At 72.2% G+C, this 15,114-nt stretch carries 8 protein-coding genes; 5 read left to right on the top strand and 3 right to left on the bottom strand.

Translation table 11 applies throughout. The features are described 5' to 3' along the window. Position 1 precedes the first annotated feature (1 nt). A complete protein-coding gene (locus AB0A69_RS25615; protein WP_361426465.1) occupies positions 2-745 on the bottom strand; it encodes a phytanoyl-CoA dioxygenase family protein in 744 nt (247 codons plus the stop codon). 116 nt (positions 746-861) lie between these two features. On the opposite strand from AB0A69_RS25615, the gene AB0A69_RS25610 reads away from it, so the two are divergent. Further along, positions 862-1,764 (top strand): AraC family transcriptional regulator, encoded by a 903-nt coding sequence (locus tag AB0A69_RS25610; RefSeq protein WP_361426462.1) that lies wholly within the window; start codon positions 862-864, stop codon positions 1,762-1,764. A 51-nt stretch (positions 1,765-1,815) separates the two neighbouring features. Here the strand turns inward: AB0A69_RS25610 and AB0A69_RS25605 are convergent, their stop codons facing one another. Then, on the bottom strand, positions 1,816-4,974 hold the full coding sequence (locus AB0A69_RS25605) for a family 78 glycoside hydrolase catalytic domain (protein WP_361426459.1): 3,159 nt from the start codon (positions 4,972-4,974) through the stop codon (positions 1,816-1,818). Between the two features lie 201 nt (positions 4,975-5,175). On the opposite strand from AB0A69_RS25605, the gene AB0A69_RS25600 reads away from it, so the two are divergent. Further along, on the top strand, positions 5,176-6,153 hold the full coding sequence (locus tag AB0A69_RS25600; RefSeq protein WP_361426456.1) for a phytanoyl-CoA dioxygenase family protein: 978 nt from the start codon (positions 5,176-5,178) through the stop codon (positions 6,151-6,153). Between the two features lie 48 nt (positions 6,154-6,201). Further along, positions 6,202-8,400 (top strand): CehA/McbA family metallohydrolase, encoded by a 2,199-nt coding sequence (locus AB0A69_RS25595; protein WP_361426453.1) that lies wholly within the window; start codon positions 6,202-6,204, stop codon positions 8,398-8,400. 471 nt (positions 8,401-8,871) lie between these two features. Here the strand turns inward: AB0A69_RS25595 and AB0A69_RS25590 are convergent, their stop codons facing one another. Then, on the bottom strand, positions 8,872-9,801 hold the full coding sequence (locus tag AB0A69_RS25590; RefSeq protein ID WP_361426450.1) for an alpha/beta hydrolase: 930 nt from the start codon (positions 9,799-9,801) through the stop codon (positions 8,872-8,874). 233 nt (positions 9,802-10,034) lie between these two features. On the opposite strand from AB0A69_RS25590, the gene AB0A69_RS25585 reads away from it, so the two are divergent. Together AB0A69_RS25585 and AB0A69_RS25580 are read left to right on the top strand one after the other, a co-directional pair. Next, complete coding sequence (locus AB0A69_RS25585) at positions 10,035-10,376, top strand: trypco2 family protein (protein ID WP_361426447.1); 342 nt, start codon at positions 10,035-10,037, stop codon at positions 10,374-10,376. 54 nt (positions 10,377-10,430) lie between these two features. Next, the gene (locus AB0A69_RS25580) at positions 10,431-15,071 is read left to right on the top strand and encodes a tetratricopeptide repeat protein (protein WP_361426444.1); all 4,641 of its coding nucleotides are present in this window, start codon (positions 10,431-10,433) and stop codon (positions 15,069-15,071) included. Positions 15,072-15,114 lie beyond the last annotated feature (43 nt).

The following is a 15,114-nucleotide window of genomic DNA, read 5'->3' as shown; positions in this document are numbered from 1 at the left end:
CTCAAGCGGCCGGCGTCAGCGGAGGGAACAGGTCGCCGTCGAGGCGGTCGCCGGGCAGGAGGCCGACGCCGTCCGTGACCGGGTGCGGACGGCCGTCGTAGACCGTGTCCGCGTCCATATAGATCACGACGTGCGCGAGCCGTGCCGCGTCCGTGCGGTTGGGCAGGGCCATGTGCCCGGTGTAGCTGTTGTGGAAGGTGACGTCCCCCGCGCGCAGCGGGACGGTGACCCGCTCGCTCCACCGCAGCTCGGGGTCGATCTCGAACAAGTCCCCCTCCTTGTGCAGGTCCTGGGGCCGCAGCCCCGTGTGCGTGTGGGAGCCGGGCAGGAAGGTCATGCAGCCGCGCTCGGCCGGTACGTCGACCAGCGCCACCCAGGCGGACAGCGCGTGCCGACAGGTCCGGTGCGGCCAGTACGGGTGGTCCTGGTGGAACTCGGTCGCGGTCTCGTGGTGCGGCGGCTTCACGAGCACCTGGTCGTGCCACAGACGCAGGGGCACACCGGCCAGCAAATGCGCCGGCGCCGAGAGCTTCGGGTGCAGGGTGAGCGCGCGCAACGCCGCGCTCGTGCGCCAGACGTTGACGTACTGCCGGAAGGCCCGCATCTCCGGGCCGGTCGACGACGCACCGGGCAGTTCGGCGGCGGCGCGGGCGTAGCCGGCGGCCTCGGCCGCCGAGAGGACTCCGGGCACGCGCACGAAACCGTGCCGCCGGTAGTGCTCCACGCTCTCTTCGGAAAGCTCCATCGTGCTCCTCAGCCTCATCGGCCCTCGCAAGGGGGTCTCAGCGATACCCCTCATGCTGGTCGCCCCGGTGGCCGCGGGGCTAGCCAACGACTCGCACGGGCTAGCACGATACTGATGTGCCGTACGAAGACGCCCAGTCCGGTGGCCTGCTGCACGGCACCGGCCTGTTCCCCGCCCGGGTTCCGGTGCACACCGGCCGGCACCGGCTGACCGGCGACGTGCCCGGGCACAGCCACGACTTCCTGGAGATCGCCCTCATCGTCTCCGGGCGGGGGCGGCACCTGACCGCGGCCGGGGGCCGGCCGCTCGCAGCGGGGGACGTCATCGTGCTCCGGCCGGGGCCTTGGCACGGCTACGTGGACTGCACCGGTCTCACCGTGGTCAACTGCTGCTTCGCGGCCGAGCTGCTCCGCGCCGACCTCGCCTGGATCCGCACCGAACCGGCCGTCAACCACCTGCTGTGGGGCGGGCCGAGCGCGCCGGGCAGCGCAGGGGTCTTCGGCTTCCGGCTCGATGCGGAACACCACACCCGGTGCCTGTCGCTCCTCGGTGAACTGGCCGCGGCCGCCGGGCACGACGGCCCGGTCCACAGAATCGGTGTCCTCGGCCGCCTCGCGGTCTTCCTCGACGCTCTCGCCGCGGCGGCACCGCAGGCACCCGCTCCGACCGTCACGGCGGACGCACCCTCGGCCCACCCGCTCGTACTCGGCGCCGTACGGCTGCTGGAGTCCGATCTCGCACAGGCCTGGACCCCGGCCCGGCTCGCCGCCGAACTCGCGGTCAGCACAGGCCATCTCTCCCGGATGTTCACCAGCCACATCGGGCTCCCGCCGATGGCGTACCTCGCCCGCGCGCGGGCGGAGAGCGCGGCGGCGCTGCTGCGGGGCACCACACAGCCCGTGGCGCGCGTCGGTGCCGCGGTCGGCTGGCCCGACCCGAACTACTTCTCCCGCCGGTTCCGGACGCACTACGGCCTCAGCCCGACCGCCTACCGCGCGGCGGGAGACGACGCGGGGTGACGGGATGAGACGCGCGCCACACCGCTACGGTGCCGGGGGCCGCCGCGACGCTCATCGAGCATGTCGTCCGGTACGGAACAGGTGACGGCCCGAACCGGCGGCGAAGACCGCGCAGCCGTCGTCCATCCGCAGGAACTGCGTGTCTCCGGCACTGACATCCGCCGCGGCGCGGGCGGGAACCCACACCTCGGCGGCGGTGCCCACCGGCAGGCCGAGACGCAGAGTGAAGCCGCCGCCGCCCGCCTTCCAGCAGGTGGTGACCGGGCCGTACAGCGAGTCGAAGCGGGCGCGCGCCGCCGTCACCGCACCGCCGGGACGGGGGCGGACGACCAGGCGCCGGAAGCCGGGCGCGGCGGGCGCGATGCCGGCGACGGTGGCGTACATCCACGCACCGACCGCGCCGTAGGCGTAGTGGTTGAAGGAGTTCATCCCCGGGTCCTGGAAGCCGCCGTCCTCCCGCACGGAGTCCCAGTGCTCCCACATGGTGGTGGCTCCGCGGGCGATCTGGTAGCCCCAGCCGGGGAACGACTCCTGGAGCAGCAGCCGGTACGCCACGTCCGTGCGCCGCGCGGCGGTGAGGGCCCCGAGCAGCCGTGGCGTGCCGAGGAAGCCGGTCGACAGGTGCCCGTCCCGCGCCTCGATCAGCTCCACCAGGCGGTCCGCGGCCCGGCCGCGATCCGGCTCCGGCAACAGATCCATGGACAGGGCGAGTACGTACGCGGTCTGGGTGTCGCCCTTGATACGGGCGCCGCCCTGCGAGACATAGGCCGCGCGAAAGGCGCCGCGGACGGTGGCGGAGAGCTTCTCGTAGGGGGCCGGGTCCTCACCGAGAGCCCGCGCCATGCCGGCGACGAGGGAGGCGCTGTGGGCGAAGAAGGCGGTGGCGAGGACGTCCTTGGGCGTCTCGTCGCGAACGTTGAGCCAGTCACCGTAGCCCGTGGCGGGACGCAGGTAGCCGTCGCTGTGCCGGTGCAGGTAGTCCAGCCAGCGCCTGGCCGGCTCCCACGCCTCCCTGAGGACCCGGGTGTCCCCGTACGCCTGGTACAGCGCCCACGGCACGGAGACGCCGGCATCGCCCCAGCCCGGCGTGCCCGCGCCCACCATGCCGATCTGCGGCGCCACATCGGGGAACGCGCCGTCCGCCCGCTGGGCGTCGTACAGGTCCCGCAGCCACTTGGTGAGGAAGCGCGCCGACCCCATGACGTAGGCCGCGGTGGGGGCGAAGACGCCGATGTCCCCGGACCAGCCGAGCCGCTCGTCGCGGGCCGGGGTGTCGGTGGGGACGGACAGGAAGTTTCCGCGCTGGCCCCAGGTGATGTTGGAGTGCAGCTGGTTGAGCATCGGTACGTCGGTCTCGAAGTCCATGGTGAACGGGGCCGAGGTGTGCATGACCCGGCCGGTCACCGCGTCCAGGGGCGGCACCCCGGGGTAGCCGGTCACCTCCACGTAGCGGAAGCCGTGGAACGTGAAGTGCGGCTCGTAGACCTCCACCGGCCCGCCTCTGAGGGTGTAGGTGTCGGTGGCCCGGGCCGACCGCAGGTTGGCGGTGTGGAGCGTGCCGTCCGGGTTGAGCGCCTCCGCGTGGCGCAGCCGCACCACCGTGCCCGCCGAGCCGGAGACCTTCAGCCGCACCGAACCGACCATGTTCTGGCCCAGATCGAAGACGAAGACCCCTGGGGCGACTTCGGTGACCCGCCGGGCGGGGAGCTCGCCCGCCACCCGGACCGGGGCATCGGCCTGGGTCACGATCGCGGGTGGTGGGGTGACCGCCGCTGCTTCCGCCGGCTGCCACCCGGAGTCGTCGAAGCCGGGCTGTGTCCAGCCGTCCGTCTCCCGCCGGGCGTCGTAGTCCTCGCCCCCGATCAGGTCCGCGGAGACCAGCGGGCCCGCCGCCGCCCGCCACGCCTGGTCCGACACGATCCGCTCGGTTGAGCCGTCGGTGTACGTCACCTCCAACTGCGCCAGGAGCAAGGGGCGTTCGCCGTAGTGGTGCCGGCCGAAGGAGGCGATGGTGCCCGCGTACCAGCCGTCCGCCAGGTGGAAGCCGAGCGTGTTGGCCGCGCCGCCGCGCAGCAGGTCGGTGACGTCGTACGTCTGGTACTGCACCCGCTTGCGGTAATCGGTCCAGCCCGGGGCCAGCTCGTCGGCGCCGACGCGGCGGCCGTTGAGGTGCGCCTCGTACAGCCCGAGGGCGGTGGCGTACAGACGGGCGCGGGCGATCCGTTGCGCGGGGAGGCGGAACTCGCGCCGCAGCTGGAAGGCGGGGGATGCGGCGGGGGCCACCGCCCCTCGCGGGGCCGTACCCCAGGCCGCCCACTCGTCGGCGGCCGCCCAGGTGCTGTCGTCGAAGTCGGGGCCCGACCAGTCCCCCGCGGGTTCGCCACCGGTGGTCTTCCACGTACGGCATGTCCGCACGTGGCGTACCGCGTCGGCGGTGGTGAACTCCAGCACTCCGAGGAGGCCGGCCTCCCCGGATCCGGTGCTGCTCGTGTCGACGCGGACCGCTACGGCGGTGCGTCCCGGCCGCAGCTGGGCGGTGACCTCGGCCACGGCCGGCCGGCGCCAGTTCTCCGCGGTGGGATCGGCGACCGTGTGCAGGACCTGGGTGCCGCCGACGTAGGCGGTCAAGCCGCCGTCGGCGGCCAGCACCAGACAGGCCCGGCGGACACCCGGCGGTACGTCGACGACGACGCGGAACCAGCGGATCGCGGCGGAGGCTCCGGTCCCTGCCCGGCCCCGCGCGCTGCTGTCCGCCAGGCGAATCCACTGGGCCCCTTCCAGGGTCGGCACCCCTGGCAGCGGGGCCGCTGCCGCCGCGTCCACCAGGGTCGCCGGGGCGCCGATCCAGCGGCCGGTCCAGTCCGAGCCGTCCATGAGTCCGGTCTCCCACCAGGAGGGCTCACTCCATTCGCTCGCCACACCGTCCGCGTCCCAGACCCGCACCGACCAGTGGTATCGGGTGCGGGGGGCAAGCGCGGCACCGGCGTAGGGAACCAGCACCGACTGGTCGGACGTCACCCGTGAACTGTCCCAGACATCAGGGTTGTCGAGCAGGTCGACGCTGGTCGCGACGTGTATCCGGTAGGCACTCTGCGCCTGATCCGGTCGGTCGGTAAGCAGTTGCCAGCTCAGCCGCGGCCGTTGCGTGTGGAGCCCGAGAGGGCAGGTGGCGTACTCGACGGTGGGCTTGACGACGTGCAGAACCCCCACGGGAGTGCCCCTCTCGGACGGCAGCGCCGACAGCACGAAGGTGAATCGTTTCAGGCACGCTAGGAGGGTGCGCTGCGACGCGTCAACCCCGGCAAGCCCCGAAGCCTTCGAGCGGCCGCGCGCCCGGCGCTGATCGGATCGTCCATGAACGGAGCGTTTTCCACATGGCGCGGCGAGGAAGCGCGTTCCTAGCCTGGGGCCATGAGCGAAACCATGTCTTCGGTTCCGGTGAAGCTCCAAGCCGCTGATCTGACGCCATTCGAGGAATCCACCGAACTCCTCGGCCACCCTGACCAGCTGCGAGCCCGAGCCGAGCGCGACGGGTATCTGTTCTTCCGTGGACTGCTCGATCCGGAGCCGATTCTGCAGCTACGCTCCAAAGTCCTCGACGTACTGTCGGAGCATGGTCTACGGGCGCCGGATGCCGGTCCGCTCGACGGGAAACTGGATCTCGCCCGGCTCAACCAGCTGCCCGCCGACCGGATGCGGGTCGACATCGGCGTCACCGCGGAGCTCTACGCCGCCCTGCAGAGGCTGCCCGAGCTGCATCGGCTGCCGCACCAGCCGGCGCTCCTGGACCTCTATCGCAAGCTCTTCGGCACCGACGACGTGTTCGTCCATCCGCGGCACATCATGCGCGCCATGACGGCGCACCCGTCGACGGGCGCGACCCCACCGCATCAGGACTTCCCGCTCGTTCAGGGCAGTACCGAAACGTGGACCTGCTGGTTCCCCGTCGGGGACTGCGGTCTTGCGAGCGGTCCGCTCGTCATCCTGCGTGGTTCCCACCGGCAGGGCCGCCTGCCGGTGGGAACCGGGGACAGTGACGGCTACTGGACCAACTGGGGGGCGCAGCTGTGCGCGCACGAGACCGACTGGGTCGGCGGCGATTTCGCCGTGGGCGACGTGGTGACGTTTCCCAGCCTCACGGTCCATCAGTCGTTGCCCGCGGTGGTCCGCGACGAGGTCCGCATCTCGATGGACGTGCGCTACCAGCGCGGCGACGACGTGATCGAAGCCCGCTCCCTGACGAACCATGCGGAGCGTTCCTGGGACGAGATCTACCAGGGATGGTCAAGCGAGAACGCGGACTTGATGTACTACTGGGACCCGAATCGGCTCTCGTACGTCCCGTGGGACGAATCGCTTCTCGAGCCCGGCGCCCGCAGAATCTGCTGACCAACAGCCCTGGCTGGAGGGTCGGTCGCCCGATCGTCCGACTGTCGCATGCGGCCGCTCCCCGTGTGCGAGGAGGCCGCGCCCGCGCTCAACCGGCCGGTCCTCGCGGGACATCATCGAGTTGCCCTGATCCCGCAAGTCACGCCCGGCAAGAGAGGGACCGCCATGTGCTGCGACGACGAGCTGCCCCCCGCGGTCGGCGAGGCGCTGGCGCGCTACCGCGCGCTGCTCGCGGAATCCCCGCTGGACTGGGGGGCCGAAGCGCCCGACGTCATGTTGGACGTCCTGGATCTGGCCCGCCGCTGGGGTGTGCCGGCGCTCGGCCCGGTCCTCGCCGCCATGGGGGAGGACCGGCGCGTCGACCGCGCCGCCGCCCTCCGGCTGCTGGTGAGCGCGGACGCGCCGCTGCCTCCCGGTGTCGTCGTCGTCGACGTCCTGACCGGGACCGTGCGGTACGGCGAACCGCTGCACGTGCTTGACGGCTCCCGCGGTCCCGTGACCTGGTGTCCCGGAGGTGTGGTGGTGGTCGTCGTGAACGACTCGCCCCATGCGGTGGACGTCAGGGGCGCGGCCGGTGCGTGGACGGTGGCGGCCGGTGCGGTCGGCCGGATGGAGCTGGAGCCGGAGCCGGGTCTCGCGTCGCTGCGCGCCGGTGCGGTGACGGTCGACCTGTCGGCCGCCGTGCGCCGCGTGCCGCCGGCCGTGCTGGAGCTCTCGGCCACCACGCCCGTCCGATGGAGCGTCGTCGACGCGGCGGGGCAGCCGTGGGCGCCCACCGGAGGCCGGCTGAAGTACGACGTCCACGACCGGCCGTTCTTCCACGCGCGGGAAGCGACGCTCGAGGTGCCGGCCGGCGTGGTGCGGGTGACGGCGGCGCGGGGTGCGCAGTACACCGCGGTCTCGGAGCGGGCCGAGCTGCCTGCCTGCGGCACGACACGGCTGCACCTCGAGCCGGAGCGCTGGTGGGACGGCGACGGCGGCGGCTGGACCGGCGCGGACCTGCACGTGCACGCGAACTACTCGGGTGACCAGGTGGTCTCGCTGCACGACGCGGTCCTCATGCAGCAGGGCGAGGGGCTGGATCTGATGGGACTGGTCGCCGGCAACTGGCACGGCGACGAGATCTACGACCAGGCACTCGTGGAGAGCCGGCTGGGCCGTCCGCTGCGGCACGAGCACGGCACGACGGCCTTCGGGGTCGAGTTCCGCAACGACCTGCTGGGCCACTTCCACGCCACGGGCGGGCACACCTCACCCGCTCGCTGGGCGACGGGGCACGAGGGCGGCTCGCACCCTTGGGACTGGCCCGCGAACGCGGAGACGGCGGCCGAGCTGCGCGCGGGAGGCGCGGCCATCGGCTACTGCCACCCCGTGGTCCGCCCGTTCCCCCCGGATGCCGAGTCGGCGCCGGATCATCTCTTCGACTGGGTGATCCGGTCGGTGGAGGCGCGGGAGCTGGTGGTGGACGCCGCGCTCGGCCTGGTCGACAGCATCGACCTGCTCTTCTCGGTCGACCCCTCCGGCCCGGCCGAGCTCTGGTACCGCCTGCTGGGCTGCGGGCTGCGGCTCGCGCCGACGGCCGGGACCGACGTCTTCCTGTCCTTCAGCCGGGCCGGTGCCTTCTCCGGCCCGCCGGGCTCCGGACGGGTCTACGCGTGGACCGGGGGCGACCACGACCCGGAGGCGTTCAGCCGCGCTCTGCGCAGCGGCCCCGTCGTCGTCACGAACGGCCCTTGGGTCCGGCTGCGGGTGGACGGACAGGACGAGGGCAGCCGGATCGACGGCGCGGCCGGGCGGAGCGTTCACCTGTCGGCAGCCGCGTACGGGCCCCAGGCACGCCGGCTCGAAGTGGTCACGGCAGGCGGCCGTGTGCTCGGCTCCGCCGAAGGCGACGGGCCGCTCGCGGTGTCGCTCGACCTGGAGGTGCGGGAGCCGACCTGGGTGGCGGCGCGCTGTACGGGCGGAGCGCACCCCGGGGTACTGGCCGAGCGGGCATGGTCGCACACCGGTGCCACATGGCTGGACGTGGACGGAGCCGGCGTACGGCGCGAGCCCGACCTCGCCTTCTGCCGTCGGTGGCTCGACCTGCTGGCGGGCTTCGTGCAGAAGCACGGCCGGTTCCGCGACGGCCGGCAGCGGATCGATGTGCTCGCCGCCGTCGACGCCGCCCGCCCCTTCTACGCCTCCGGTCCCGAGGGTGCGAGCGAGGTGACCGCTGCGCCGGTCGACTTGCGCGACCGGCCTTGACCGTCGGCGTTCGGCGAACGGTGCCCGGAGTGCAGCACGTCCCGACGCCGCGCGGCGGCGCTGCTCACGTCCCCGACGGCCGCGGCTGCTCCGGCGGAACCGAGCTCTCGGCGTCCGCCATCCACTGGTCCATGTCGGACTGGGTGAACTCTGTCCACGGTGGGATGTCGGGGAGCCGGCGGAGGAGGTCGTAGGCCTCGGAGATCCGGGGCCCGCGCAGGATGGGGCAGTGGCAGCCGGATGTACGCGCTGGTGGCCGGTGCCGAGCTCACCGCGGACGAGGTCCTCGACGAGTCCGTCGGTTCCGCACGACCGGCCACCATCCGAACGGCGCGGGTGTGCCGCGGCGGACGGTGACCGGGGATCCGCCCGGAGGAGATGGTGAACGCCCGCCGCTCGCGGCCGGGTTCGCCGCGGGGGATGGGGGCGCTCGGGGTGCTCCTCCGGACAGCGAGATCGGTTCGGGCGGGGTCAGGGCTTTGCGGTGTACACGACGCCGGGAAGGTTCCGCGCCGCGGCGCCCCACACCTGGTCGTGGAGGGAACCGTCGAGGCCGAGCGTGTACAGGAGGTAGGAGGTGGTCACGGAGCGGGTGAGACGCTGCTGCTCGGCGCGGGTGATCGAGCCGCTGTCGCAGCCGAATCCGCTGCTGTCGGTGAAGCCGCAGTGGAAGCCGCCGGTGATGACGCGGAGCTGGGTGGGAGCGGGCTTCGCGTCGTACATCCTGCGCTGATGGCCGTCGACGCCCGCGATGGTGTCCTTGCTGCCGCCGACGTACTGGACCGGGACGGACAAGGCCGCGGAGGCGGTGACCGCAGAGGGCTTGGTCTCGGCGGCGGCGAGCGTACTGACGGATTTGACGGCCGGGTTACGGGAGGCGGCGAGGAGAGCCGCACCGCCGCCCATGGAGTGGCCGGCCAGGGCGTAGCGGCTGGTGTCGACGGCGCCGGCGAAGCGGGATCCGGTGGTGGCGTTCTGCGTGGTGAGCCAGGCGAGGGCGGCGTTCAGGTCGTCGGCGAACCCGCTGTGGCTGGGGGAGAGGCCGCCCTGGGATTTGGGGGCGACGGTGATGAAGCCCCAGGAGGCGTAGTGGCGCAGGGTGCTCTCGTACGTGGAGATGTTCTGGAGGAAGCCGTGTCCGAAGGCGAGGCCGGGGTGGACTCCCTGGGCGACGGGGGCGTTGGCCCCGGCGGCCGCGCCCGGGTACCAGACACGGGCGCTGTAGGAGCGGCCCGAGGCGGAGACGGTGAGGTCCGTGTAGGCGACGGGGTGGGGGCCGGGGGCGGCGGGATCGGCCGCGAGATCGGCGTGAGGCGTGGCCGCCGTGGCGGTGGGGGCGGTCAGGGTGGCGGCGACGGCCAGCATGATGGCGGGGACGGCGCGCAGAAGGGTGCGTAGCACGGGGTTGCCCTCCTCGGGGGTATCGGAGAGAGAAACGCTGTATGCCACTTCAACACACTGGCATGCCCCTGCCAATATGGGCGGGCGTTTCTTTCCGCGGAACATTGTTCGCCTTTCCGATCCGCCGGACAGATCAAGTGCCCCTTGGTTAAAGTCGGTTCGCTTCTGGCGAGCGCCCAGCGGGGCGCGTACACGGCGTGCCTCTGAGGCCGCGCGGGATTTTGGGGGGCTGCATGAACATCGAACTCGGGGACGCCGTCACCGCCTTGCGGGACAGCCTCATGGAGGCCGCTGTGAGCGGCGAGGGCCGGGACATCACCTTCGACGTCGGCCAGATCGAGATGGAGTTCCTCGTCGAGATCCGCCAGGAGGCCCGGGGCACAGCCGGTTTCCGGGCATGGGTCGTCACCGCGGATGCGGAGGGCTCCGCGGCGCGCAGCCGCAGCCACCGTGTGCTGGTGACCCTCACGCCGCGTCGCGGGGGCGGCCCGGTGCAGATCTCCGCGGACGGGCGGGGTGCGGCAGCCGACGGTGAGGCTCCGGACGACCGGGTGCGCGCTCGGCGGCCGCGGTGACAGGACACGTGTCCCTCCTGCCGTGGCAGGACCCATACGAGCCGGGGAGGTCTGTTGAGCGGTAAGCGCGTCGTGCGCGTGGCGGCGGCAGGTGGCTGGGCGGCCGGTTACGAGATCGCCCCGGGTCTGATCCTCACGGCCGCGCACGCCGTGGCAGCCTTGGGCTCGCCGGTCGCGGTCTCCCCGCTCGGGGAGGAAGAGGAAACCGATTACCCGGGGCACGTGGTGTGGCGGGGGATGCCGAAGGACGCCACCGAGGACGATGCGCCCGAAGTGGACGCCGCGCTGGTGCACATCTCCGCCGATGACTGGAAGCCTGCCTCCCCCACCCAGGTGCTGTGGGGCCGGATCGCCGGGGACAGCACGTCCGTCGAGTGGCGTGCCACCGGCTTCCCTCATTCCGAGCGGCGGTCCCGGGAGTCGGAGCAGGCGGAGGGAAAGATCAGTCCCCTCAGCGGGCTCGTCGGCGGCATGTACGTACTGGACTGCACGACCTACCGCGGCCGAGGCACCAGCGACTCGTCCTGGAGGGGTATGTCAGGGGCGGCCGTGCTGTGCGGCGACCTCGTCGTGGGCGTCGTGGTCAATGACGTGCCCGACCGCATCCCGGCGCGGCTGGAGGCTGAGCGGGCCGTCACCCTTCTGCATGACGATACTTTCCTCGCCGCCCTGGAGGAGTTCGGGGCTCACGGACCACACGTCCCCCAGCCGGTCGAATACGCCACTCTCGCCCACCCCGACCACCACGCCGCAACGCAGCACACTGCCGGCTCGGTCGTGGAACTGCTGCATCCGGCCCGGGCGGTCGTCCCCTTCCACGGCCGGGAGGAGGAACTGCGCGCACTGACCGCGTGGACGGAGCAGTCCGACGGCGCGGTCGCGGTGGTCCACGCCCCCGGTGGCCGGGGCAAGACCCGGCTCGTGGTGGAACTCGCCCGCCGCCTCCCACCCGAGTGGTCCGTCGTCTGGCTGCGGCCCGGTGCGCGGATGGAACCCGGAACCTCCGCGCCCGGCCTGCCCTTGCTCTTGGTGGTCGACGGTGCCGACGGCCGCATCGAGGAGACGCGTTCCGTCCTGGAGTTCACCGCACGGTATCGGGATACGCCGGTCAAGACCGTCCTCCTCGCCCGTTCCGCCGGACACTGGCTCGAGGAGGTCACCGGGGATTCACTGCAGCTCGGATCGATGCTGTCGACCGCGTGGGTCCGCGAGCTTCCTGCGCTGCCGCTGGACGGCCTCGACGGCTACTTCACCGCTGCCCGCGCCTTTGCCGCAGCCCTTAAGAAACTCTTCGGAGAGGAAGGGCCCGACTGGGCCGAGTACGCCGGCCGCACCCCGCCCGCCCTGACGGAAAGCGCGCTCGGCTCCCCTCTGACTCTGCACATGGCCGCCCTGGTGCACCTCTTGGACGCGGCGCAGGGGGTGGCGCCCACCGCGGGTGACACCCCGGCCATCGAGAACGCTCTCCTGGCACATGAGCGCGTGCACTGGCGCGGCACCGCCGGGGCACATCGGATCCATCCCTCTTTGCTGTGGGACACGCTGGAGGACGCGGTGACCGCCGTCGTGGCCCTGGGGCCGCGCGGGCCGCGCGAGACCACCGCCGTGCTGGCCGCAGTGCTCGGCGACGGCAACGGCGGCGGGGTGCCCGGCGGAGTCCGTGCCGTGCACGCCTGGCTCCTGTCCGTACTGCCCACCGATGCGGGCACCGTCGGGCACCTGCAACCCGACCGGCTGGCCGAACGGCTGGTGGGCGGGCGTTTCCGCGACCGCCCGAGCCTGGTGGACGCGCTGCTGCCGGCCGTGACATCCGACCAGGCCGCCAGATTCCTCACCCTCGTCACCCGGGCCTCCGTACGGGGAGCCGGCCCCAGCACCGAGCAACTGACCGACTGGTGCCTGCACCACCCGGCGGTGCTCGGCCCGGCGGCCATCGCCCTGGCCTCCCGACTGGAGGATCCCGGCCCCCTGCTGGCCGCACTGGAGGCCCTTGCCGATCACCCCGGCACCACGCTCGACGAGCTGGAGCAACTGGCCGCAGCCGTCCCGGCCCATACGTACCTGCTGGCCCCCTGGGCACTGGACCTGCACCGGCGCATCGTCCGCGACCGCCGGCTGCAGGCCGCCGTCGACCCCGCGGCACGCCCGGGCCTCGCCGTCGCACTGCGGGAACTGTCCAAACGCCTGTCGTCCATGGGCGAGCGGGAGGAATGTCTCCGCACGGTGCAGGAGGCCCACGACCTGTGGCAGGAGATCCCGGCGGACCACCCGCGCCACCAGGCCGAACGGGGAGCCTGCCGTGTCAACGCGTCCATCTTCCTCGGCAATGTGGACCGCCGACGGGATGCGTACCGGGCCGCGGAGGAGGGCGTGGTCCTCCTGCGCGCCGCCCTGCGCCCCGACGACCCCGCAAGCCGGGTGAACCTGGTGAAAGCCCTCGATACGCTCGCGGTGGCCGCAGGCGCCAACGGAGACCACGACACCGCGTGGCGCGTGGCCGAGGAGTGCAGGCGACTGTGCGAGGCCCTCCAGGCCGGCGACCCCATGGCGCACACCCCTCTCCTGGTCAACCACCTGAACAACCACGCCATCGTGGCGCTGGAATCGGGTCGCCGCGACAGCGCCCTGGAGTCCACCCGTAGAGCGGTCGAACTCCAACGACGGCTCGCCGAGGACGATCCCGACACCCAGCTGGCAGGTCTCGCCCTCGTCCTCGCCACCGCCTCCTCCGCCGCACAGGGGGCCGGACTTCACGGCGAGGCGCTGGACCACATGCGTGAGTCCGTGACCATCCGCCGACGCCTCGCGGAGGCGCGCCCCCGGGCGTACCAGGCAGACCTCGCCAACGCCCTCAACAGTCTCGCCATCGACCTCGACAATCTGGGACACCTCGACGAGGCACTCGACGCCGCTGAGGAATCGGTGCGGCTCTACCGGGACCTGGTCGAGGAACAACCGCACATCTACAGGCTCCCTCTGGCCCTGGCACTCAACACCCTGGCTTTGAAACGCCAGGCCAACGGCTACCGCCGCCGGGCGCACCGCATCGCGAAGCAGAGCGTCCACTGGTACCGCGAACTCGTCCGCCTCGAGCCGGACGCCTTCCGCAACCACCTGGCCATGTCCCTCATCACCCTCGCGGGCACACTGAAGTCCGAGGAGAGACCACAGGAAGCGGCGGACGCGGTCGGCCACCTACGCGAGGCAGCCGACATCCTTCAAGACCTGGCCGAGACCGCACCCGGCGCCCACCTCCCGGACCTCGCCACCTGTCTCAACAACCTGGCGAGCACCTACCTCCTGCTCGGCGAACCGCACAAGGCCCTGGAGACCGTCGAACAATCCATGGACGTCAACAGCGCGGCGGAGACGGACCAGCCGGCGGCCTTCGCCGAGCCGATGCTCAGGAACTGGCTGATCGTCTTCCGGAGCCACTGCGTCCTGGGGGAGTTCGCGGAGGCGCGCCGCGCAGGCGAGGAAGCCCTGAGACGGCTGCGTACGCTCAGCGTCGAGGCACCCGCACGCTATGAGACCGATCTGTGGGCCGTTCTGTCGGCCACGAGCGGCCTGCTGTGGACCGACAAGGAGTACGAGGAGTCTCTCAGGCGTTCCCGCGAAGCACTGAACATCAGAGACCGCTGGATACGGCGGAACTCCGGCCCGCACCGCACCGAGCAGGCTGATGGTCTCGAAGCACATGCGCGGCAGCTGTGGCTGTTCGGCCGTGTGACGGAGGCGGCCGCGACCGCGGACGAGGCGTGCGCACACCGGCGCGCCGAACACCAGCATCGAGGCGACGACGCCACCCGACTCGCCTGGGCACGTTCCGAGGCACTGCTGGCCGAACTACGGGAGTCCTGCGGTCGCTGGCCGGACGCCCTGGAGCCCTTGGAAAGGGCTTTCCCCGGACTCCGTGCACAGCACGCCTCTGATCCGCCGGGCCTTCGAGCCGAGCTGTCGACCGCGCTGTTGCAGCGAGCCCGTCTGCTGTGGCGCGCCGGTGACCCGGCAGGCGCCGTCGCAGCCGTCGAGGAGGCCGTCGCGATCGCCCGCACCGACACCGAACCACTGCTCGCCGACACCGTGCTGGGCAACGCCCTGATGCACCGGGCCATGTTGCTGTCCGAAGTGGCGGCGATCTCGGACACCGCCGCGCCCGAAGCCTCCCTGCCCTTGCTCGACGAGGCCGTCGACTTCTGCCGGGCACTCCCGGAAGACCTCTCGGCGGAACTGCTGCGCGCCGGCACGCTGAACGCATTCGCCAAGTGGGCGGTGGCAGTGCCGGGCAGAAAGGAGGACGGCGTCGCGGCCAACGAGCAGGCCGTGGACATCCTGCGCCGCTACGCCGACGGGCCTGCCGTGATGGGCCTCGCGCTGACCGAGATGCTCACGGAGCAGGCACGGGGACTCGCCATGACCGGACAAGCGCAGCTTGCCGGGGAAGTCGCCGAGGACGCGGTCCGGAGAGCACGCCTTCTCTCCTCCCAGGAACCGCACGCGCACCGAGAAGTCCTCGCACACGCCCTCGCCGCCTCCGCGCGCGCCCGGTGGGCAGCGGGCGAACACTCGGATGCCGCCCGCGCCGCATCCACCGAAGCCGTCGCGCTGTTCCGCGTACTCGTGCAGGAACAGCCACTGGCCATGGCCCGGCGAGCCGATGAAGCGGAGGAGGTCCACAAGCGGCTGCACACATGATGCCCGAGGGCTGCCAACCGCTCGACGTCGACCCGTAAGGGCC

The organism is Streptomyces sp. NPDC045431 (assembly GCF_040646655.1).
Taxonomy (GTDB): Bacteria; Actinomycetota; Actinomycetes; order Streptomycetales; family Streptomycetaceae; genus Streptomyces.
The sequence above is the reverse complement of the archived record's forward strand: the minus strand, read 5'-3'. Positions and strand labels throughout refer to the sequence as shown.

Coding starts and splice junctions, on each gene's coding strand:
- AB0A69_RS25615 (WP_361426465.1), bottom strand. CDS start 745: ATGGAGCTTTCCGAAGAGAGCGTGGAGCACTACCGGCGGCACGGTTTC.
- AB0A69_RS25600 (WP_361426456.1), top strand. CDS start 5,176: ATGAGCGAAACCATGTCTTCGGTTCCGGTGAAGCTCCAAGCCGCTGAT.
- AB0A69_RS25595 (WP_361426453.1), top strand. CDS start 6,202: ATGCGGCCGCTCCCCGTGTGCGAGGAGGCCGCGCCCGCGCTCAACCGG.
- AB0A69_RS25585 (WP_361426447.1), top strand. CDS start 10,035: ATGAACATCGAACTCGGGGACGCCGTCACCGCCTTGCGGGACAGCCTC.